The sequence below is a fragment of the Pseudomonas sp. TE3910 genome, from assembly GCF_056279025.1.
In genome coordinates this window covers 214,747-234,955 of record NZ_JBWBQN010000001.1, presented here as the reverse complement: position 1 = coordinate 234,955, position 20,209 = coordinate 214,747, and the positions used below count along the sequence as shown (strand labels likewise).

Below are 20,209 nucleotides of genomic sequence, written 5' to 3'. Positions count from 1 at the left end.
CAGACTGGAAAGCAACGCAAGTGATGGGCATAGCAATTGGACCCTCTTATAGTTATCGAACCATACGAGGCCCCGTAAGCAATTAATGTGCCACTATTTTGGCGCTGATTTTCCGTTGTTTTCGTGCGTTTTACTCACTACTTCTCGCAGAAATGACCCATTTGCCCGGCGTTGCGACATCGACTGCAGAAATGTGTTCACAGAAGTCTTCGCCGTGTTTGAAATTCTCACGGGCAGGCGTGTCTGGTTTGCGCGCAAAAAACGGGCAGCGCTTGCGCACTGCCCGTTCATTCGTACCGTCAGCCAATCGGCTCGTTATCGCGAGGCTTACTCGACAGTGACAGCACCTGAGGCGTTGTCCACCACGCGCTCGCGAACCGGGGCGCGGGCAGTCGAGATCTGCGGCAACAGCGACCCCAGCAGCATGCCCAGCCAGCTGAACAGCAGCCCGGCCAGCTGCGGTGGCCAGAAGTCAGCATCGGTGTGGGTGTATTCCAGCCACAGCCAGGACGCCATGCCCAAACCCATCGAGGCCAGAGCCCCCTGAGTGGTGGCGCGCTTCCAGAACAGGCCTGCGAACAACGGCACCGCAGCGGCAACCAGGGTCACTTTGTAGGCATTGCCCACCATCTCGTAGATGCTGGCATTGGAGAACAGTGAGAACAGGCACGTGACCATGGCGCACACCAGGATAGTCAGGCGCATGGCCAGCAGGAACTGCTTGTCGTTCATGTCGGGCAAAAAGCGCTTGAGCACGTTCTCGGTAAAGGTCACCGACGGCGCCAGGAGTGTGCCAGAGGCCGTGGACATGATCGCCGAAAGCAGCGCACCGAAGAACATGATCTGGGCGAACAATGGGGTCCGCTCCAGGATAAGGTGCGGCAGGATCATCTGGGCATCTTCAGCCAGCCATTGCTGAACCATCGCCGGATCAATCATCGAGGCCGCGTAGGTCAGGAAAATCGGCAGCATGCAGAAGGCCAGGTAGAAACAGGCGCCTGCCATCGATGCGCGCGCTGCGATGTTTTCGGTCTTGGCCGACATGACCCGCGCATAAACGTCCTGCTGCGGAATCGAGCCGAACATCATGGTCACCGCAGCACCGATGAAGGCAACGAAGTCCTTCGGCTCGAAGCTGTGCATGAAACTGAACTTGCCTTCGTTGGCCGCATGGGAAATGACCGCGGCAGGCCCGCCCGCCATGTCACCGATCAGCCAGGTCAGATAAACCAGGCCGGCGACAATGATCAGCATCTGCATGAAGTCTGTCAGCGCAACCGACCACATACCGCCGAACAAGGTGTAAAGCAGCACGATCACCGCGCCGATCAACATGCCCTGGGTGGTGCTGATGGCGCCGTCAGAGAGCACGTTGAACACCACGCCCAGTGCGGTGAACTGTGCGGCAATCCAGCCAAGGTAGGAGAGGATGATCACAATACTGGTGATCATTTCCACGTTCGGGCCAAAGCGCTTGCGGAAGAAGTCACCGAGCGTCAGCAGGTTCATGCGGTAGAGGGGCCGGGCGAAAATCAGGCCGACCAACATCAGGCAGCCGAAGGAACCGAACGGGTCCTCGACAATGCCGGCGAAACCTTCCTGGATGAAGGTAGCAGGTATCCCCAATACGGCCTCAGAGCCGAACCAGGTGGCGAATACCATCGCGGCGACCAGCGGGAAGGACATGCTGCGACCACCGGCAGCGAAGTCCCTGGAGTTTTTCACGCGAGTGGACGCGTAGAAACCGACACCTACCGTGAGCAGCAGATAAAGCGCAACAAACCAAATCAGCATTTGTACTTTCCGTTGGCTCGTCCGACACCGGGCTGACGAGCATGGCTCGTGCAGGGGCAGCGCGACTGACTATGTTGTTTTTGTTTGCGTATCGCAGGCGGCACGACGGCTCATCTGTAACCAGCACGAGGAAATCGTAACCACTTATGACAACGGCTTTGCAGTCTGCCAAAGCCGTTAAATATGTCAAACAATTACCGCTGGGATTTGGATAAAAAAAGACGAAATGCGACGTTTTTTTGGGTAAAGCGGATTTTGGTGGCTTAAAAGACACCTTTCCCACCGCCGTCAGTCGATTATTTTAAACATCCGAAAGCGCCAGACTGTTCACCTTCCCTGTCTACTATGAATCCCATACTGAAAACCTATTGGCTGGCGCCACCGTCAGGTTCCACGCTGAGTTGACGGATAACCGGACATCACAGGAGAGCATCATGTCTAACGAAGCAACCTGCCCGTTCGCGGGCGGCGCTCGCAAACACACCACAGCCGGGGCACCCTCGAATGCCGACTGGTGGCCTGATCAACTCAACCTGAAAATCCTCCACTCGCACGCCCCCCAGGCCAATCCCCTGGGTGAAGCCTTCAACTATGCCGAGGCGTTCAAAAGCCTCGACCTGGATGCGGTGATCAAAGACCTGCATGCCCTGATGACAGACTCGCAGGCGTGGTGGCCCGCCGATTACGGCCACTATGGCCCTCTGTTCATCCGCATGGCCTGGCACAGCGCAGGCACCTACCGTATCGCTGACGGGCGCGGTGGCGCGGGAGGTGGCGCGCAACGCTTTGCGCCGCTCAATAGCTGGCCGGACAACGGCAACCTCGACAAGGCACGGCGGTTGCTCTGGCCGATCAAGCAGAAGTACGGCAACAGTCTCTCCTGGGCTGACCTGATGGTGCTCGCGGGTAACGTCGCCCTGGACTCGATGGGCCTGAAGACTTTCGGTTTCGGCGGTGGACGTGTCGATATCTGGGAGCCCGAAGACGACATCTATTGGGGGCCGGAAGGCAAGTGGTTGGCAGACGAGCGCTACAGCGGTGATCGCGAGCTCGAAAACCCGCTCGGTGCGGTTCAGATGGGCCTGATCTACGTGAACCCGGAAGGCCCGAATGGCAACCCGGACCCGCTCGCGGCAGCACGGGACATTCGTGAGACGTTCGCCCCGCATGGCCATGAATGACGAAGAGACCGTCGCCCTGATCGCCGGCGGCCATACCTTCGGCAAAGCCCACGGCGCCGCCGATCCAAGCCAGTATGTAGGCCCCGAGCCGGAAGCTGCGACGCTCGAAGAACAAGGCCTGGGCTGGAAAAATACCTTTGGCAGCGGCAACGGCGCCAACACCATCACCAGTGGGCTGGAAGGTGCCTGGACCACCAACCCGGTGAAATGGGACAACAACTACTTCGAGAACCTGTTCGGCTACGAGTGGACGCTCACCAAGAGCCCTGCCGGTGCCCACCAGTGGACGCCCAAGGAGGCCTCTGCCGCCGGTACCGTACCGGACGCACATGACCCGACGAAAACCCACGCACCGATCATGTTCACCACCGACCTTGCACTGATCATGGACCCGGTGTACGCGCCGATTTCAAAACGCTTCCACGCAGACCCTCAGGCGCTGGCCGAGGCTTTCGCCAAAGCCTGGTTCAAGCTGACCCACCGGGACATGGGGCCTGTTTCTCGCTACCTGGGCCCGCTCGTCCCCCAGGAGCCCCTGCTCTGGCAAGACCCTGTTCCAGCGGTGGATCACCCACTGATCGGGGAGCAGGACATTGCAACCCTGAAAGCCCGGCTTCTGGCATCCGGCCTTTCGATCGCGCAACTGGTTACGACGGCATGGGCATCGGCCGCCACCTTCCGCGGTAGTGACAAGCGTGGTGGTGCCAATGGGGCGCGCATTCGCCTGGCGCCGCAGAAAGACTGGGCGGTCAACCAACCTGCTGAATTGGCGAAGGTGCTACACACACTGACGGCGATCCAGCAGGACTTCAATAACGCCCAGGCCGGTAGCAAGAACGTCTCACTGGCCGACCTGATCGTGCTGGGCGGCTGCGCAGCCATAGAAGCTGCGGCGAAACGGGCTGGCCATGAGGTGACCGTGCCGTTCTCACCCGGGCGTACCGACGCATCGCAGGAACAGACTGATGTGGCGTCCTTTGCCGTGTTGGAGCCCAGCGCCGACGGTTTCCGTAACTACCTGCGCAGCGGGCTTGAAGAATCGGCAGCCGAGCTGCTGCTGGACCGGGCGAACCAACTGACGCTCAGCGCACCCGAGATGACGGTGCTGATCGGTGGCCTGCGCGCCCTGAACTGCAACGTCGGGCAGGTTGCACACGGCGTGTTCACTCAGCGGCCTGAAACACTGACCAATGATGTCTTCGTGAACCTCCTCGACATGAACACGACCTGGCAGAGATCCGCTGCAACTGAAGGTGTACTGGAGGGGCGTGATCGGTCGACGGGTGCCCTCAAATGGACAGGCACTGTCGTTGACCTGGTGTTCGGTTCAAACGCACAGCTGCGGGCCATTGCCGAGGTCTACGCCAGCCGCGATGCACAGCCGCTGTTCGTGCGTCATTTCGTGGCAGCCTGGAACAAGGTGATGAACCTTGACCGATTCGACCTTGCCTGATTGCGGCAGGGCGGCCCATGGTCGCCACGGCGTGAGCAGGCCACCCTTACCGGCGTGACGGTAAAGGGTGGCCTGCGCCTACCAGCATCAAATCCAGATTTTGCACGGCAGCGCCCGCCGCGCCCTTGCCCAGGTTATCGAACACGGCCGCCAACAGCACCTGCCCCGCAGGTTCGTTTTCCAGGACGATCAAGCGCAATTGATCGGTACCATTGAGTGCCTGCGGATCCAGGTGTGTGAGTGCCTTGGCCTCATGCATCGACATGACCTGCACGTACTGCGCACCGGCATAATGCTGCTGCAGGCACGCGTGTAACTGCCGCGCATCCGTGCCCGGAGCCAACAACCGAACCTGCAAGGGGATGGTCAACACAATGCCTTGCCGAAACGCCCCATAGGCAGGCACAAACATCGGCCGCTCACTCAGGCCGCTGTGCTGTTGAATTTCCGGTACATGCTTGTGCGCCAGCGCCAACCCATACACCTGGAATGCCGGTGCGAACGACGCGCCCTGCCCCTCATGCGCCTCCACCCCCGCGCGCCCTCTCCCGGAGTAACCCGATACGGCATGCACGCTGATCGGGTAGTCCGCGCCCACCAGCCCCGCCTCTCGCAGTGGGCGCAACAAGCCTATCGCCCCCGTAGGGTAGCAACCGGGGTTGCTGACACGCCGCGCCGTCGCAATGCGCTGCGCCTGCTCCGGGCTCATTTCCGCGAAGCCATAGGTCCAGTCCGGGTGGGTGCGGTGCGCCGAACTGGCATCAATCACCCGTACCGCGGGGTTTTCGATACTCGCTACCGCGTCACGTGCAGCGTCGTCGGGCAGGCACAGGATCGCAATGTCACAGGCATTGATGGCCTCGGCGCGATGAGTTGCATCCTTGCGGTGTTCAGCACTGAGCGTGAGCAACCGCAGGTCGGTCCGACCGCGCAAGCGCTGGTGGATCTGCAAGCCGGTGGTGCCTTGGTCGCCATCGATGAATACAAGAGGAGTGGTCATGAAGTGCTCTCGAACGTCAGAAATCAGCAGGCCTAATCTTCGATGCTGGCTTAAGATAGGAAAAGTTGAATTTCCAAACGATCACATTCAGTTTTTCTGACCAAGGAACCCGCCATGCGTGAAATCAGCCTGGACCGCCTGCGCACGCTGGTGGCGATTGCCGACCTGGGCTCATTTGCCGAAGCCGCTCGGGTGCTGAACCTTGCGCCACCCACGATCAGCTTGCATATCGCCGATCTGGAATCGCGGGTTGGCGCCCGGCTGTTGTCGCGTACACGGGGGCGCGTTCAGCCATCGGCGATTGGCGAAACACTGGTGGAGCGTGCATGGCGTTTGTTGGCCGATGCCGAGCAAGCCCTTGAGGAGGTGCAGCGTCAGGTGCAGGGGCTGGCTGGCCGCGTACGGCTGGGTGCCTCGACCGGAGCCATCGCCCAGTTGATGCCGCAGGCGCTGGAAACCCTGAGCCAGCAGCACCCGGAGATCGACGTCCAGGTCGCCGTGCTGACCTCGCAAGAGACGCTGAAGAAACTGGTCGAAGGCACGCTGGACATTGGCCTGGTCGCGCTCCCGCAAACGGCAACGAAGGGCGTGCGAATCGAACCCTGGCGACGCGACCCGGTCATGGCGTTCCTGCCTGCGCGCTGGGCGTGCCCGGAGGTCGTCACCCCCGATTGGCTGGCCACCCAGCCCTTGATACTGAATGACAACAGCACACGGCTTTCACGCTTGACGTCCGAGTGGTTCGCCAACGACGGCCACCAGCCGACACCACGCATTCAACTGAACTACAACGACGCCATCAAAAGCCTGGTCGCGGCCGGTTATGGCGCAACACTGCTGCCCCATGAAGCCGACACGCCATTGCCCGATACGCGGGTGGTCATGCGGCCACTACAGCCCTTGTTGTGGCGCCAACTGGGCATCGCCCACCGTACCGGCGACGTTGAGCGACCTACGCAACACGTACTGGACGTGCTGTGGGCATTGAAGGCAGGCTAGCGTAACGCGTGCAGGGTTGTGCGGGCCTAGTGCTTGCTGCGCCATTGGCGCGGGCTGACGCCGAACCAGCGGCGGAAGGCGCGGGAAAATGCGCTGGTTTCCGAGTAACCCAGCAGTGGTGCCAGTTCGGAGATGTTCAGGTTTTGCTGCCCCAGATGCTGCAAGGCCAGGTCCTGGCGGATCTGATCCAGCAATTGGGTAAAGCTCAGGCCCTGCTCACGCAATTTACGCTGCAGCAACCAGTGCGGCAGTTGCAGTTGATCGGCAACGCTGTCCAGGCTCGGATCACCCTGTGGCAGCAGCGTGATGATGGCCTGGCACGCCTGCTCCAACAGATCCGGACCGGCGTTGGTTTCGCCCAGTTGCCGAATCGCATCCTTGACCAGCGTGAGCAATACCGGGTCATGGCCAGGCATGGCCTTGCCGGCGATTTCGCGCTTGGGAATCAAAATGGAGTTACAGGAGCGCTCGAAATACACCGGTGCGTCGAAGACCTCACGGTGCTCATGCCAGTCTTGTGGCCGGGCGTGTTCAAAGGCGACTTCACGCGGTGCCCATTTCGGCCCAAGTACATGACGCACCAGGTTCATCGCCATGCCCATGGTCAGCTCGGCGTCCTGACGCCGCTGGCGGATAGCGCTGTGGTGGATCTGGTAATCGAAGCTGTAGCACTCGCCCTGATCAACCAGGCGGATCAAGGTACTGTGCTGGTGATAGGGAAAGGCCTGCGCAAAGTTGATCAGCGCGTCTTCCAGGGTGGCCGAACAGAGCCCCACATAGCCCAGCAGGCCAAGCGCCTGGGGTTGGAACTGCTCGCCGTAACGCAGGCCGAAATTATCGCACCCGGTCTGCTGCGCCGCCTCTTCCAATACCTGACAGTAGTTCGGCAAGGCCAGGCTCAAGGTCGGGTGCTGGAGTTGTTCCGGGTCGATACCGGCATGGCCGAACACCCGGTCCAGGTCACCGCCATGGTTGACGATAAAGGCATCCATACCAGTGGCAGCCGCCGAGAGCACACCTCGATTGTTCGCACGAGGGGCATTCAGGGGAGCCTGGGCAAGGGATGACTGGAACATGGCTGCTGTTACCGTGTAAAGAATGCGATCACCCCTTCAAGCAAATACCGTACCTTTGTGCATAAACGCTTTAGCACAGGATGTTGCCGGTGTGCCGACACCCCAAACTGCTACCCGAATACTCGGTGCAATGGGCAGTGTGTAGGCCTTGGCGCCTGCACCCGTTGCCGCTCGGTGACACTGAGCAGGGTGATTCCGACCTGCCCCAAGTGAGGGCATGATCGGTTCCGTGCGCGCCATCCGTGCGCCTTTGGCGAAAGTTGACCGAATGCAATTATGGCCGTGCCGGTCGGTCAAGTCTTGAGCGCAGGCCTGTGGTTATGCTCCCAGCCAGGCATTTTTTCGGGTACACCTTCAAGGGGACATACCATGGCCGTATCACAACTAAAACCAACATTAGGCACCCTGCACCTCTGGGGTATCGCGGTCGGGCTGGTGATCTCCGGCGAATACTTCGGCTGGAGTTATGGCTGGGGCACCGCCGGTACGCTGGGCTTCCTGGTGACCACCCTGCTGGTCGCAGTGATGTACACCTGCTTCATCTTCAGCTTCACCGAGTTGACCACCGCCATCCCTCATGCCGGCGGCCCCTTTGCCTATAGCCTGCGCGCCTTTGGTGTGACCGGGGGGATGATCGCCGGGATGGCGACGCTGATCGAATTTGTCTTTGCACCGCCTGCGATCGCCATGGCGATTGGCGCCTACCTGAATGTGCAGTACCCCAACCTTGATCCGAAGGTAGCCGCGGTGGGCGCCTACTTTGTCTTCATGACCCTCAACATTGTCGGGGTGAGCATTGCCGCTACGTTCGAGCTGGTGGTCACCATCCTCGCGGTGCTGGAACTGCTGGTGTTCATGGGCGTGGTTGCACCCGCGTTCAGCTTCAGCAGCTTTGCCCTGGGTGGCTGGGCTGGCGCCGACAACTTCAGCCTGGGCGCGCTGAGTGGCATCTTCGCCGCGATCCCCTTCGCCATCTGGTTCTTCCTGGCCATCGAAGGCGCCGCCATGGCCGCCGAGGAAGCGAAAGACCCGAAACGCACCATTCCGCGTGCCTACATCGCCGGCATCCTGACCCTGGTAAGCCTGGCCATCAGCGTCATGATCTTCGCCGGTGGTGTGGGGGACTGGCGCACACTGGCCAACATCAACGACCCGTTGCCGATGGCGATGAAGTCGGTCGTGGGCAACGATTCGACCTGGATGCACATGCTGGTGTGGATCGGCCTGTTCGGCCTGGTGGCAAGCTTTCACGGCATCATTCTGGGTTACTCGCGGCAATTCTTCGCCCTTGCCCGCGCCGGTTTCCTGCCCAAAGGGCTGGCCAAGCTGTCGCGCTTCCACACCCCGCACCGGGCGATTCTGGCCGGCGGCGTGGTCGGTATCGCAGCCATCCTGAGCGACGGCCTGATCAACCTGCAGGGCATGACCCTGACTGCGGCCATGATCACCATGTCGGTGTTCGGCGCTATCGTGATGTACATTGTCAGTATGCTCAGCCTGTTCAAACTGCGTCGCAGCGAGCCCGACCTCGAGCGCACCTTCCGTGCCCCGGGTTACCCGGTGGTACCGGCCATTGCGCTGTTGCTGGCGGTGGTCTGCCTGGTGGCGATGGTCTGGTTCAACACCTTGATCTGCGGGATCTTCATTGGCCTGATGGCGATTGGCATGCTGTTCTGCGTCGCGGTACGTAGCCAGAACGCAGGCACCGTGGCACTGGCCAGCGAGTAAGGAGACACACCATGAGCTTCGTGCATACAGTCGCCGGCACGACCTGGCGTTTTGAAAGCCTAAAGCAATTGATGGCCAAGGCCAGCCCGGCGCGCTCTGGCGACTGTCTTGCAGAGATCGCTGCCACCAGTGACGCGGAACGTGCAGCGGCACAAATGGCCTTGGCCGATGTGCCCTTGAAGCGCTTTCTCAGCGAAGCCCTGATCCCCTATGAAGAGGATGAAGTCACACGCCTGATCATCGACAGCCACGACCCTGCGGCCTTCGCACCGGTCAGCCACCTGACGGTTGGTGGCTTTCGTGACTGGCTGCTGGGTGACGAGGCCGACGAAGCCAGCCTCAAGGCACTGGCGCCCGGCTTGACTCCAGAGATGGCGGCCGCTGTTTCAAAGATCATGCGCGTTCAGGACCTGGTGCTGGTCGCGCAGAAAATCCGCGTGGTGACGCGTTTTCGCAATACCGTGGGGCTGCGTGGGCGAATGTCCACGCGGCTGCAACCCAACCACCCGACCGATGATCCTGCTGGCATCGCCGCCAGCCTGCTTGACGGCCTGCTGTACGGTAATGGCGACGCCATGATCGGCATCAACCCGGCCACCGACAGCCTCAGTGCCATCAGCGAATTGCTGAAGATGCTCGATGGGGTCATCCAGCATTACGACATTCCAACGCAATCCTGCGTGCTGACCCATGTCACCTCCTCTGTGGCCGCAATTGAACGAGGCGTGCCACTGGACCTGGTGTTTCAATCCATCGCCGGCACCCAAGCGGCCAACAGCAGTTTCGGCATCAGCCTTGGCATTCTCCAGGAAGGCTACGAGGCGGGCCTGAGCCTGAAACGCGGCACCCTGGGTAACAACCTGATGTACTTTGAAACCGGACAGGGCAGCGCCCTTTCGGCCAACGCTCACCATGGTGTCGACCAGCAGACCTGCGAAGCTCGCGCGTATGCCGTGGCCCGGCATTTCAACCCGTTCCTGGTGAACACCGTGGTCGGTTTCATCGGCCCGGAATACCTGTACAACGGCAAGCAGATCATCCGTGCCGGGCTGGAGGATCATTTCTGCGGCAAGCTGCTCGGCGTCCCCATGGGCTGCGACATCTGCTACACCAACCATGCCGAAGCCGATCAGGACGACATGGACATGCTGCTGACCTTGTTGGGTGTGGCGGGGATCAACTTCATCATGGGCATTCCAGGTTCCGATGACGTCATGCTCAACTACCAGACCACCTCATTCCACGATGCCCTGTATGCGCGCAAGGCTCTGGGCCTGCGACCGGCACCGGAGTTTGAGGAATGGCTAGCCCGCATGGACATCCTGCAGCAACGCGACGGCCAGGTACGCCTGGGCAGCGGCGTACCACCGCTGTTTCGCAACGCCCTGGCACAGTTGAAGTAGAGGTAACGATGGACGATAACGCCAAAAGCCCAGCCCAGCCCGACCCCTGGCAACAGCTGCGCAACCTGACCCCGGCACGGATTGCCTTGGGCCGAGCAGGCACCAGCTTGCCCACGGCCGCACAACTCGACTTCCAGTACGCCCATGCCCAGGCCCGTGACGCGGTGCACCTGCGTTTTGACCTGGCCGGTCTGGCAGCAGGCTGCGGGCAGAGCCTGGCCCTGCACAGCGCAGCGCCAGACCGGCACACCTACCTGCAACGCCCCGACCTGGGCCGGCGCTTGAACGAAGCGTCGGTGGTGCAACTGCGCGACTACGCCAAGGCTCAACCGGAAGGGGTCGACCTGGCCCTGGTGGTGGCTGACGGGCTGTCTGCGCTGGCGGTACACCGCCATGCCCTACCGATGCTCCAGCGCATCGGAGCACTGGCCAAGGATGAAGGCTGGAGCGTTGCGCCGATTTGCCTGGTCGAACAAGGCCGCGTGGCCGTTGCCGATGAAGTGGCTGAACGGCTCGGCGCACGCATGGTAGTGATCCTGATTGGTGAACGGCCCGGGCTCAGCTCGCCGGACAGCCTCGGGCTGTATTTCACCTATGCCCCACGGGTGGGTTTGAACGACGCATCGCGTAATTGCATCTCCAATGTGCGGCTGGAGGGGCTGAGTTACGCCATGGCCACCCACAAACTGGGTTACCTGATGCGCGAGGCCTGGCGGCGGCAGTTGTCGGGAGTGAACCTGAAGGATGAAGCGCAGATACCGGTGCTGGAAGGCACTGGTGAGGTTCGACCGGGGAATTTTCTTGTTTAGGTAACCGTCCGAGCGCTGGATCTGTGGTGCCTAGCCCACTGAATACGCGGCGCCTGCATCGCGGGCAAGCCCGGTTCCTACAGGCTGGCGCGGGCTCTGTTGGAGCTGGCTTGCCTGCGATGGCGTCGGTGGGGTGTCCGTGAGTTCGCGGCGTCTGCATCGCGGGCAAGCCTGGCTCCTACAGGCTGGCGCGGGCTCTGTTGGAGCTGGCTTGCCTGCGATGGCCTCGGTGGGGTGTCCGCGAATTCGCGGCGTCTGCATCGCGGGCAAGCCCGGTTCCTACAGCTTGCGCGGGGCCTGTTGGAGCTGGCTTGCCTGCGATGGCCTCGGTGGGGTATCCGTGAGTTCGCGGCGTCTGCATCGCGGGCAAGCCAGGCTCCTACAGGCTGCGCGGGCTTTGTTGGAGCTGGCTTGCCTGCGATGGCGTCGGTGGGGTGTCAGTGCGTTCGCGGTGTCTGCATCGCGGGCAAGCCCGGCTCCTAAAGCTGGCGCGGGCTCTGTTGGAGCTGGCTTGCCTGCGATGGCCTCGGTGGGGTGTCCGCGAATTCGCGGCGTCTGCATCGCGGGCAAGCCCGGCTCCTACAGGCTGGCGTGGGCTCTGTTGGAGCTGGCTTGCCTGCGATGGCGTCGGTGGCGTATCCGCGAGTTCGCGGCGTCTGCATCGCGGGCAAGCCCGGCTCCTACAGGCTGGCGCGAGCTCTGTTGGAGCTGGCTTGCCTGCGATGGCGTCGGTGGCGTATCCGCGAGTTCGCGGCGCCTGCATCGCGGGCAAGCCCGGCTCCTACAGGTTGCGCGTGCTCTGTTGGAGCAGGCTGGCTTGCGATGGCGTCGGTGGGGTATCCGTGAGTTCGCGGCGTTTGCATCGCGGGCAAGCCCGGCTCCTACAGGCTGCGCGGGCGCTGTTGGAGCTGGCTTGCCTGCGATGGCCTCGGTGGGGTATCCGTGAGTTCGCGGCGTCTGCATCGCGGGCAAGCCCGGCTCCTACAGGCTGCGCGGGCTCTGTTGGAGCTGGCTTGCCTGCGATGGCCTCGGTGGGGTATCCGTGAGTTCGCGGCGTTTGTATCGCGGGCAAGCCCGGCTCCTACAGGCTGGCGCGGGCGCTGTTGGAGCTGGCTTGCCTGCGATGGCCTCGGTGGGGTATCCGTGAGTTCGCGGCGTTTGTATCGCGGGCAAGCCCGGCTCCTACAGGCTGGCGCGGGCGCTGTTGGAGCTGGCTTGCCTGCGATGGCCTCGGTGGGGTATCCGTGAGTTCGCGGCGTTTGCATCGCGGTCAAGCCCGGCTCCTACAGGCTGGCGTGGGCTCTGTTGGAGCTGGCTTGCCTGCGATGGCGTCGGTGGCGTATCCGCGAGTTCGCGGCGTCTGCATCGCGGGCAAGCCCGGCTCCTACAGGCTGGCGCGAGCTCTGTTGGAGCTGGCTTGCCTGCGATGGCGTCGGTGGGGTATCCGTGAGTTCGCGGTGGCTGCATCGCGGGCAAGCCCGGTTCCTACAGGCTGGCGCGGGCTCTGTTGGAGCTGGCTTGCCTGCGATAGCGTCGGTGGCGTATCCGTGAGTTCGCGGCGTTTGCATCGCGGTCAAGCCCGGCTCCTAAAGCTGGCGCGGGCTCTGTTGGAGCTGGCTTGCCTGCGATGGCCTCGGTGGGGTATCCGTGAGTTCGCGGCGTCTGTATCGCGGGCAAGCCCGGCTCCTACAGGCTGGCGCGGGCGCTGTTGAAGCAGGCTTGCCTGCGATGGCGTCGGTGGGGTGTCCGCGAATTCGCGGCGTCTGCATCGCGGGCACAAGCCACGCGCCCACAGCTGGCGCGGGCTTTGTTGGAGCTGGCTTGCCTGCGATGGCGTCGGTGGGGTGTCCGCGAATTCGCGGCGTCTGCATCGCGGGCAAGCCCGGCTCCTACAGGTTACGCGGGCTCTGTTGGAGCTGGCTTGCCTGCGATGGCGTCGGTGGGGTATCCGCGAGTTAGCGGCGTTTGTATCGCGGGCAAGCCCGACTCCTACAGGTTGCGCGGGCTCTGTTGGAGCTGGCTTGCCTGCGATGGCGTCTGCATCGTTGGCAAGCCAACTCACACAGCGATTGCGCTAGAAGGTGACGCTGGCACTGAGCCTGGCCGTACGGGGTTCGCCCACATTGACCTGCAACGCACTGCCGGTGCTCGATGGGTAGTAGTGTTTGTCAAAGAGGTTGTCGACGTTCAGTTGCAGGCGCGTCTTGTACCCCGCCATCGGTACGTCCCAGCGCAAGAACGCATCCGCCACGGTGTAGCTGCTCATGTAGAACGTGTTTTCGTTGTTTCCGGCGCGGTCACCGACATAGCGAGCACCGCCGCCCGCATGCCAGTCACCCCACCCCGCAGGCACCTGCAAGTGGTGGCTCAGGTAGAGGCTGGCGACGTGTTCAGGCGCCTGACCCAGACGATTACCTTCATTCTTCGGGTCGTCAAGAATCTCGGTTCGGGTGTAGGCATAGGTACCGATCATGTCCCAGCGCTCGGCAATGCGCCCGGTTACATCCAGCTCCAGACCACGGGAACCCACCTTGCCCGCCGCCTCGTTGATACCGGTTACTGCCGAAGGGGTCACAACGTTTTTCTTCTCGATGTCGAACAGCGCCAGGTTCAGGTTGAGGCCAGGCGCGAGGTCATACTTGGCACCGACTTCGTAACTACGCCCCTCTTCAGGATCAAAGGTATTGCCATTGTCGTCCACATCGTCATTGGGCACGAATGAACGGCTGTAGTTACCGTAAAGCGACAGGTCGTCGTTGACCTTGAAAACCACCCCCAGCATCGGCAGGAAGGTGGCGCCATTGCTGTCACGGTTCAACTTCCGCTTGCTGCCCAGCCCCTGTTCGCTGAACTGGTCGTAATGCTGATAACGGCCACCCAAGACCAGAATCCACTGATCGTTCAGGTGCCAATTGTCTTTCAGGTAGAGCGACGTGGAGGTCAGCTGATTGCTCAGGTTGCTGTCGGCCTGGCTGATGAGGCTTGGCTTATCCATGCCACCGTAAACCGGCAAATAGATATTGAAGTCTTTGTCCACGGCATTGCGGTAGGTCTTGCCGCGGAACTTGTCGGCGTCTTCCTGCTCGGCACCGACCAGCAGGTCGTGCTGTTGCCCCAGAAATACCTGTTGGCCAATGAAGTCCAGGCTGGCATAGCGGGTTTCGTAATCGTAGAGCCCACCATTGGCCCGGCGCTGCAGTACACCACTGGCAGACAGTGCCGAGGGTTGGGCAATCGCCAGGCTGTAGCGGTCGTTATTCCAGCCATAGGTCAGGCGGGTCTTCCAGGCATCGCTCAGTTGGTACTCAAACCGCGCCGTGGCAGTTTCGCTGATCCCCTCGGTTTTTGCCCAACGCTCATCCAGCCGCTTGTCATAGTCGACGCTGGCGGGATGCCCATCGACAAACACGGTGCCACGGTCAAACGGGCTCGTGTAATCGTTGTATTCGTAGGCCAGCGTGAGGCTGGCGCGCTCACCGGTCCAGCTGAGCGATGGCGCAATGAGGGTATGCTGGTCGACCCCGTAGTTACGCCAGTAGTCCTCGCTCTGCCGCTCGGCAACCAGGCGATAGGCCAGGCCGGTATCACCCAGCGGGCCTGTGGTGTCCACCCCAAAGCTGCCACCGCCCTCGCTGAAGGCTGAGCCACTGAGGGTGCTGCTGCGCACGTATTGGGGTTGTTTGCTGATCACATTGATCACACCGCCAGGCTCCATGGCGCCATACAGCAGCGAGGCCGGCCCCTTGAGGACTTCGACACGTTCGGTGGTGGCGCTGAAGTTGTGCGAGACCACCGAGCGTACCCCGTCACGCAGGATGGAGCCGTCGTCGTTGGTGCCAAACCCGCGCTTGACCAGCGAGTCCTTGGTGTTGCCCAGGGTATTGCCCTGGCTGACACCACTGACGAACTTCATGGCATCGTCCAGCGAGCGAACGTTGTAGTCGGCAATGGTCTGCGGTGTCACCACGTTGACCGACTGTGCCTCGTCCTTGAGTGGAACGTCACTTTTGCTCGCCGTACTGGCACTGCTGGCACGGTAACCGTCTGCTGTGTCGGAAGCCTCGGCGGCGATCTGCGTCGCAGGCAGTGTGGTCTGTGCAGGTTCGGCAGCAGCCGGAACAGACAGCATGGCGCTGGTCAGCGCACAGAGCAGGAAGGGAGCGGAAGGTGAACGAGAAAACAGGTTGGATACGGCGTTCAAAGGCGATGCTCAAAGGGGTGTGAATGGCATCGATTTTAATTTGGTAATGATTCTCATGTAAATATTGCAAATGATTCAATGTGTACATCGACAGCAAACCCGGCCCCTACAACAGGGTAGAAACCAGGCTCGGCAGTACGCGCCCTCAGGCGCGAGCGGCATCCAGCATGCCTTTCTCGACGATGAAGTCGATCACGGTATGCAGCCCATGCCCGGTCTTGAGGTTGGTGAACGCCCAGGGTCGCGCAGGGCGCATGCGCTGGGTATCACGCTCCATCACTTCCAGTGAAGCCCCCACGTAGGGCGCCAGGTCGATCTTGTTGATCACCAGAAAGTCCGATTTGGTGATACCCGGGCCACCCTTGCGCGGGATTTTTTCGCCCTCGGCCACGTCGATCACGTACACCGTAAGGTCGGCCAGTTCCGGGCTGAAAGTGGCACTGAGGTTATCGCCACCACTCTCGACGAAGATCACTTCCAGGTTGCCAAACTTACGCGCCAGCTCTTCCACTGCGGCAAGGTTCATCGAAGCATCTTCGCGGATGGCGGTATGCGGACAGCCACCGGTTTCCACACCAACAATACGCTCGGGCGCCAGGGCGCCCGCTTCGGTAAGGATGCGCTGGTCTTCCTTGGTATAGATGTCGTTGGTTACCACGGCAATCTCGTAATGGTCGCGCATCGCTTTGCACAGGGCTTCGAGCAATGCGGTCTTGCCGGAGCCGACCGGACCGCCGACACCAACGCGCAGGGGTTGCTTGTAGCTTTGCATGGCAGTTTCCTCAGGAGCGGAATAATCGGGTGTATTGGGTTTCGTGACGAGCCGAGGCGATGGCCAGCAACGGCAGGCCACCCCCGAGTTGCGCGTCAGGGAGTGTCAGGGCTGTGTCCAGCACGCCAGGCAGCTCGCCGCACAGGTCGCGTAGCAGGCTCTGGGCAGCCTGTTGACCGAAGGGCACCAGCTTGACCCCCGCCATCACCGCGCCTTCCAGCCAGGCGAAGCCGTGGCCGAGGGCAAGGTCACGTAACGGGATGCCCCAGTGCGCGGCCAGCCAGGCCATGCCGCCCAGTTGGGTCAGTTCCAGGCTCGGGCGCCATGCCGGCGCCTGACACAGTTGCCAGCCATCCAGCAACCGGGCCAGAGCCATGCCACGCTGGCGCTCTTCCAGGCGCAGCTCGGCGGTTTCGCGGTTGGCCAGCAGGAACCGGCTCCAATGGGCGAACGCCGAGGCGTCATCGTCACAGCAGGCCTGATACAGGCGCGCCAGCAGTGGCCAGTCGAGGTGGCCGAGGGTGTCTTCGAGCTGCTCACGCTGCCAGGCGCGAAAGCCTTCGGCACCGCGTACCCAGCCCGCCTCCACCGCCCACTCCAGGCCTTGCGAGTAGGTGAAGCCACCCACCGGCAGGTTGGGGCTGGCCAACTGCAGCAGGCGCAGCAGCTTGAGATCGGTACTCATCAGCCGGCCAGCACCAATGCTGCACCCGCCAGCAAACCTCCACCGAAGAGGTGTTGCAGGCGGCTATGGCGACGCAGCAGGCAACCGCCGACGAAGCCCACCCACAACAGCATGGCGCTGACGGCCACGAAACCGGCACTGAATACCCAGAAGGCACCAGGGCTGGCCTCGACCCCGTGGGCCCAGCCGTGGAACAGGGCAAACAGTGGCATAGCCAGGGCCAGCAAGCGCTGACGGCCCGGCAACAGCAGTGCACCAGCCGCAACCAGCAACGAGCCAATGATCATGCTTTCCATACCCGGCACACCACCCAGCAGATGGCCCAGTACGGCGCCACCCAACATGGCGCTCAGGGTCAGCAACGGCAGTGCAAGGGTGCGGCCGGTCAATGCGGCCAATACACCGGTACCCAGCAACATCAGCAAGTGGTCAAGGCCGGTCAGCGGATGCAGCAGGCCGTCCTGCAGCGGGTGGGTGTCATGCCCCGGATGGGCGAAGGCCGGTAGCGCAATCAGCAACAGTACAAGGGCCAGGGTCTTTTTCATGGGGTGTCTCCAGGTCGAATTCAGGGGTGGGCGTGGCCGGGCACACGCACGAAGGGGTGGTCGTGGGCATGGCTATGGCTATGGCTATGCGGTGCGCTCTGGTAAGCGCCCGCCTCTGGCTCGAACGGCGCCTGCTCCTGGGCAACCTGCAAGCCCAGACCTCGCACCATGTCGTCCAGCACATGGTCGTGCTGGTAGCGCAGCAAACCGGCTTCGATCTGCAATGGCACATGGCGGTTGCCCAGGTGATAGGCCGCACGCGCCAACAGCAACGGGTCGTCGCTACGTACCGTTGACACCTGCTCGGCAGCCGACTGCACCCGAATCACTTCTGTGCCCTGCTCGTTTGCCAGCAGCTCGCCACCGCGAATCAGTTGGCCACGTTCCAGCATCAGGCCAGCCTCTCGGCCATCGTCCAGGGTGATGCGCACGCGGCTCTTGATGCGGGTGTCGAGAGCGAGGGTGACGGTGCCGCTGACTCGCGGCGCATCCGTTACCCGGTGGGTTAAGACAATCATGCTTGCTCCTTCAAAACAGGAAGTAACGCTGCGCCATGGGCAGCACACTGGCCGGTTCACACACCAGCAATTCGCCGTCGGCGCGTACTTCGTAGGTCTGTGAGTCCACCTCGATCGTTGGCTGCAGGCCGTTGTGCACCATGTCGCCCTTGCGCACACGACGACAGCCGCTCACCACGCCAATCAGGCTGCGCAGGCCCAGCGCCTGATCCACGCCAAGGCTTACCGCCGCCTGGGACAAAAAGGTCATGCGCGTGGCATGTCGGGCAGCCCCCAGGGCGCCAAACATCGGCCGGTAGTGAACCGGTTGCGGGGTCGGGATCGAACCGTTGATGTCGCCCATCGGCGCCATGGCAATCATCCCGCCCTTGATTACCAGCGACGGCTTGACGCCAAAGAACGCCGGCGACCAGAGCACCAGGTCGGCAAGCTTGCCAGCCTCGACCGAGCCCACCTCATGGGCGATGCCATGGGTGAGTGCCGGGTTGATGGTGTACTTGGCGATGTAGCGCTTGACCCGGAAGTTGTCGTTGCGGGCGGTGTCCGGTGCCAGTGGGCCGCGCCGCCGTTTCATCTGGTGGGCGACCTGCCAGGTACGCAACACCACTTCACCGACGCGACCCATGGCCTGGGAGTCGGACGACGTCATGGAGAAGGCCCCCATGTCGTGCAGGATGTCTTCGGCAGCGATGGTCTCGCGGCGAATCCGCGATTCGGCGAAGGCCACATCCTCGGGAATGCTCGGGTCAAGGTGGTGGCAGACCATCAGCATGTCGAGGTGCTCATCCACCGTGTTGACGGTGTACGGCAAAGTCGGGTTGGTCGAGGATGGCAGCACGTTGCCGAAGGCAGCGGCACGGATGATGTCCGGTGCATGTCCACCGCCCGCCCCTTCGGTATGAAAGGTATGGATGGTGCGATCACCGATGGCCGCCAGGGTGTCCTCGACGCAACCGGATTCGTTGAGGGTGTCACTGTGGATCGCCACCTGCACGTCGGTTTCTTCCGCCACGTTCAGGCAGCAATCGATGGCTGCGGGCGTCGAGCCCCAGTCTTCGTGCAGCTTGAGGCCCACGGCACCGGCCTCGATCTGCTCGCGCAGGGCTTCGGGCCGCGAGGCGTTGCCCTTGCCCAGCAGGCCGATATTGATTGGCAGCGTATCAGCGGCCTGCAACATGCGCGACAGGTACCAAGGGCCCGGCGTGCAGGTGGTGGCATTAGTGCCCGTGGCCGGCCCCGTGCCGCCTCCAATGAAGGTGGTGACGCCAGAGGTCAGCGCCTCCTCGACCTGCTGCGGGCAGATAAAGTGAATGTGCGAATCGATGCCACCGGCCGTGACAATCTTGCCCTCGGCCGCGATGACTTCAGTGCCAGGCCCTACCGGCACGGTTACCCCCGGCTGCACGTCGGGGTTGCCCGCCTTGCCGATGCGCGCGATGCGACCGTGCTTGACGCCGATGTCGGCCTTGACGATGCCCCAGTGGTCGATGATCAGCGCATTGGTCAACACCAGGTCCATTGCGTCTGCTGCGAGCATCTGGCCCTGGCCCATGCCGTCGCGGATCACCTTGCCACCGCCAAATTTCACCTCTTCACCGTAGATCGTGAAGTCCTTCTCGACTTCCACCCACAGGTCGGTGTCGGCCAGACGCACGCGGTCGCCGACGGTGGGACCAAACATGTCGGCGTAGGCCTGACGAGAAATTCGGCTCATGCGCCTGTCTCCAGCTTGCCCATCACCCGCCCCTGAAAACCGTAGACCTCGCGCTTGCCGGCATATGCCACCAGGTTGACGGTACGCGACTGGCCGGGCTCAAAGCGCACGGCTGTACCGGCGGCGATGTCCAGGCGGAAACCGCGGGTGGCTTCACGGTCGAATACCAAGGCGTTGTTGACCTCATAAAAGTGGTAGTGCGACCCGACCTGAATCGGCCGGTCGCCGTGGTTCGCGACGCTGACACGCAGCGCTTCGCGGCCTGTATTGAGTTCAAGGTCGCCGTCGGCGACCAGTACTTCTCCGGGGATCATGGCGTTCTCCAGCAGCG

General features: G+C 62.2%; 14 protein-coding genes and 1 pseudogene. 5 read left to right on the top strand and 10 right to left on the bottom strand.

Features of this window, described 5'->3' with window-relative positions:
* Window positions 1-327: 327 nt before the first annotated feature.
* On the bottom strand, window positions 328-1,794 hold the full coding sequence (locus ACZ9H3_RS01060; protein WP_476219066.1) for a high affinity choline transporter 1: 1,467 nt from the start codon (window positions 1,792-1,794) through the stop codon (window positions 328-330).
* 434 nt (window positions 1,795-2,228) lie between these two features.
* On the opposite strand from ACZ9H3_RS01060, the pseudogene katG reads away from it, so the two are divergent.
* Window positions 2,229-4,428 (top strand): annotated as a pseudogene (katG, locus tag ACZ9H3_RS01055) (catalase/peroxidase HPI).
* 46 nt (window positions 4,429-4,474) lie between these two features.
* On the opposite strand, the gene argC reads toward katG, so the two are convergent.
* On the bottom strand, window positions 4,475-5,428 hold the full coding sequence (gene argC / locus ACZ9H3_RS01050) for an N-acetyl-gamma-glutamyl-phosphate reductase (RefSeq protein WP_476219064.1): 954 nt from the start codon (window positions 5,426-5,428) through the stop codon (window positions 4,475-4,477).
* 114 nt (window positions 5,429-5,542) lie between these two features.
* Here argC and ACZ9H3_RS01045 point away from each other — a divergent pair, with 114 nt between their 5' ends.
* Entirely contained in the window at window positions 5,543-6,427 is an 885-nt protein-coding gene (locus ACZ9H3_RS01045) for a LysR family transcriptional regulator (protein ID WP_476219063.1), read from the top strand.
* Between the two features lie 26 nt (window positions 6,428-6,453).
* Here ACZ9H3_RS01045 and qhpR read toward each other — a convergent pair whose 3' ends face one another.
* Window positions 6,454-7,503, bottom strand: a complete 1,050-nt coding sequence (gene qhpR / locus ACZ9H3_RS01040) for an AraC-like transcriptional regulator QhpR (RefSeq protein ID WP_476219061.1) — start codon at window positions 7,501-7,503, stop codon at window positions 6,454-6,456.
* Between the two features lie 369 nt (window positions 7,504-7,872).
* On the opposite strand from qhpR, the gene eat reads away from it, so the two are divergent.
* The 3 genes from eat to eutC are packed head-to-tail and all read left to right on the top strand — an operon-like array spanning window position 7,873 to window position 11,443.
* Window positions 7,873-9,231, top strand: a complete 1,359-nt coding sequence (gene eat, locus ACZ9H3_RS01035; protein ID WP_476219059.1) for an ethanolamine permease — start codon at window positions 7,873-7,875, stop codon at window positions 9,229-9,231.
* A gap of 11 nt (window positions 9,232-9,242) precedes the next feature.
* Window positions 9,243-10,634, top strand: a complete 1,392-nt coding sequence (locus ACZ9H3_RS01030; RefSeq protein WP_102052554.1) for an ethanolamine ammonia-lyase subunit EutB — start codon at window positions 9,243-9,245, stop codon at window positions 10,632-10,634.
* An 8-nt stretch (window positions 10,635-10,642) separates the two neighbouring features.
* Complete coding sequence (gene eutC, locus ACZ9H3_RS01025) at window positions 10,643-11,443, top strand: ethanolamine ammonia-lyase subunit EutC (protein ID WP_476219057.1); 801 nt, start codon at window positions 10,643-10,645, stop codon at window positions 11,441-11,443.
* Between the two features lie 2,074 nt (window positions 11,444-13,517).
* On the opposite strand, the gene ACZ9H3_RS01020 is transcribed toward eutC, so the two are convergent.
* From ACZ9H3_RS01020 to ACZ9H3_RS00990, 7 genes are all read right to left on the bottom strand, one after another.
* Entirely contained in the window at window positions 13,518-15,572 is a 2,055-nt protein-coding gene (locus tag ACZ9H3_RS01020) for a TonB-dependent siderophore receptor (protein ID WP_476222667.1), read from the bottom strand.
* A 217-nt stretch (window positions 15,573-15,789) separates the two neighbouring features.
* Window positions 15,790-16,416: an urease accessory protein UreG gene (gene ureG, locus ACZ9H3_RS01015; protein WP_065761775.1), complete on the bottom strand. Its 627-nt coding sequence runs from the start codon at window positions 16,414-16,416 to the stop codon at window positions 15,790-15,792.
* Between the two features lie 10 nt (window positions 16,417-16,426).
* The gene (locus tag ACZ9H3_RS01010) at window positions 16,427-17,101 is read right to left on the bottom strand and encodes an urease accessory protein UreF (protein ID WP_476219055.1); all 675 of its coding nucleotides are present in this window, start codon (window positions 17,099-17,101) and stop codon (window positions 16,427-16,429) included.
* Window positions 17,101-17,646: a HupE/UreJ family protein gene (locus ACZ9H3_RS01005; RefSeq protein ID WP_476219053.1), complete on the bottom strand. Its 546-nt coding sequence runs from the start codon at window positions 17,644-17,646 to the stop codon at window positions 17,101-17,103. The genes ACZ9H3_RS01010 and ACZ9H3_RS01005 overlap by 1 nt, the downstream gene beginning before the upstream one ends.
* Window positions 17,647-17,666: 20 nt before the next feature.
* Window positions 17,667-18,164, bottom strand: coding sequence for an urease accessory protein UreE (ureE, locus tag ACZ9H3_RS01000; protein WP_476219051.1), 498 nt, complete (start codon window positions 18,162-18,164; stop codon window positions 17,667-17,669).
* Window positions 18,165-18,174: 10 nt separating this feature from the next.
* A complete protein-coding gene (gene ureC, locus ACZ9H3_RS00995) occupies window positions 18,175-19,878 on the bottom strand; it encodes an urease subunit alpha (RefSeq protein WP_476219049.1) in 1,704 nt (567 codons plus the stop codon).
* A complete protein-coding gene (locus ACZ9H3_RS00990) occupies window positions 19,875-20,192 on the bottom strand; it encodes an urease subunit beta (RefSeq protein ID WP_065761780.1) in 318 nt (105 codons plus the stop codon). The genes ureC and ACZ9H3_RS00990 overlap by 4 nt, the downstream gene beginning before the upstream one ends.
* Window positions 20,193-20,209: the final 17 nt, after the last annotated feature.

Bases quoted from the DNA above. Each gene is read 5' to 3' on its own strand.
- ACZ9H3_RS01060 (WP_476219066.1), bottom strand. From the start codon at position 1,794: ATGCTGATTTGGTTTGTTGCGCTTTATCTGCTGCTCACGGTAGGTGTC.
- argC (WP_476219064.1), bottom strand. From the start codon at position 5,428: ATGACCACTCCTCTTGTATTCATCGATGGCGACCAAGGCACCACCGGC.
- ACZ9H3_RS01045 (WP_476219063.1), top strand. From the start codon at position 5,543: ATGCGTGAAATCAGCCTGGACCGCCTGCGCACGCTGGTGGCGATTGCC.
- qhpR (WP_476219061.1), bottom strand. From the start codon at position 7,503: ATGTTCCAGTCATCCCTTGCCCAGGCTCCCCTGAATGCCCCTCGTGCG.
- eat (WP_476219059.1), top strand. From the start codon at position 7,873: ATGGCCGTATCACAACTAAAACCAACATTAGGCACCCTGCACCTCTGG.
- ACZ9H3_RS01030 (WP_102052554.1), top strand. From the start codon at position 9,243: ATGAGCTTCGTGCATACAGTCGCCGGCACGACCTGGCGTTTTGAAAGC.
- eutC (WP_476219057.1), top strand. From the start codon at position 10,643: ATGGACGATAACGCCAAAAGCCCAGCCCAGCCCGACCCCTGGCAACAG.
- ACZ9H3_RS01020 (WP_476222667.1), bottom strand. From the start codon at position 15,572: ATGCTGTCTGTTCCGGCTGCTGCCGAACCTGCACAGACCACACTGCCT.
- ureG (WP_065761775.1), bottom strand. From the start codon at position 16,416: ATGCAAAGCTACAAGCAACCCCTGCGCGTTGGTGTCGGCGGTCCGGTC.
- ACZ9H3_RS01010 (WP_476219055.1), bottom strand. From the start codon at position 17,101: ATGAGTACCGATCTCAAGCTGCTGCGCCTGCTGCAGTTGGCCAGCCCC.
- ACZ9H3_RS01005 (WP_476219053.1), bottom strand. From the start codon at position 17,646: ATGAAAAAGACCCTGGCCCTTGTACTGTTGCTGATTGCGCTACCGGCC.
- ureE (WP_476219051.1), bottom strand. From the start codon at position 18,164: ATGATTGTCTTAACCCACCGGGTAACGGATGCGCCGCGAGTCAGCGGC.
- ureC (WP_476219049.1), bottom strand. From the start codon at position 19,878: ATGAGCCGAATTTCTCGTCAGGCCTACGCCGACATGTTTGGTCCCACC.
- ACZ9H3_RS00990 (WP_065761780.1), bottom strand. From the start codon at position 20,192: ATGATCCCCGGAGAAGTACTGGTCGCCGACGGCGACCTTGAACTCAAT.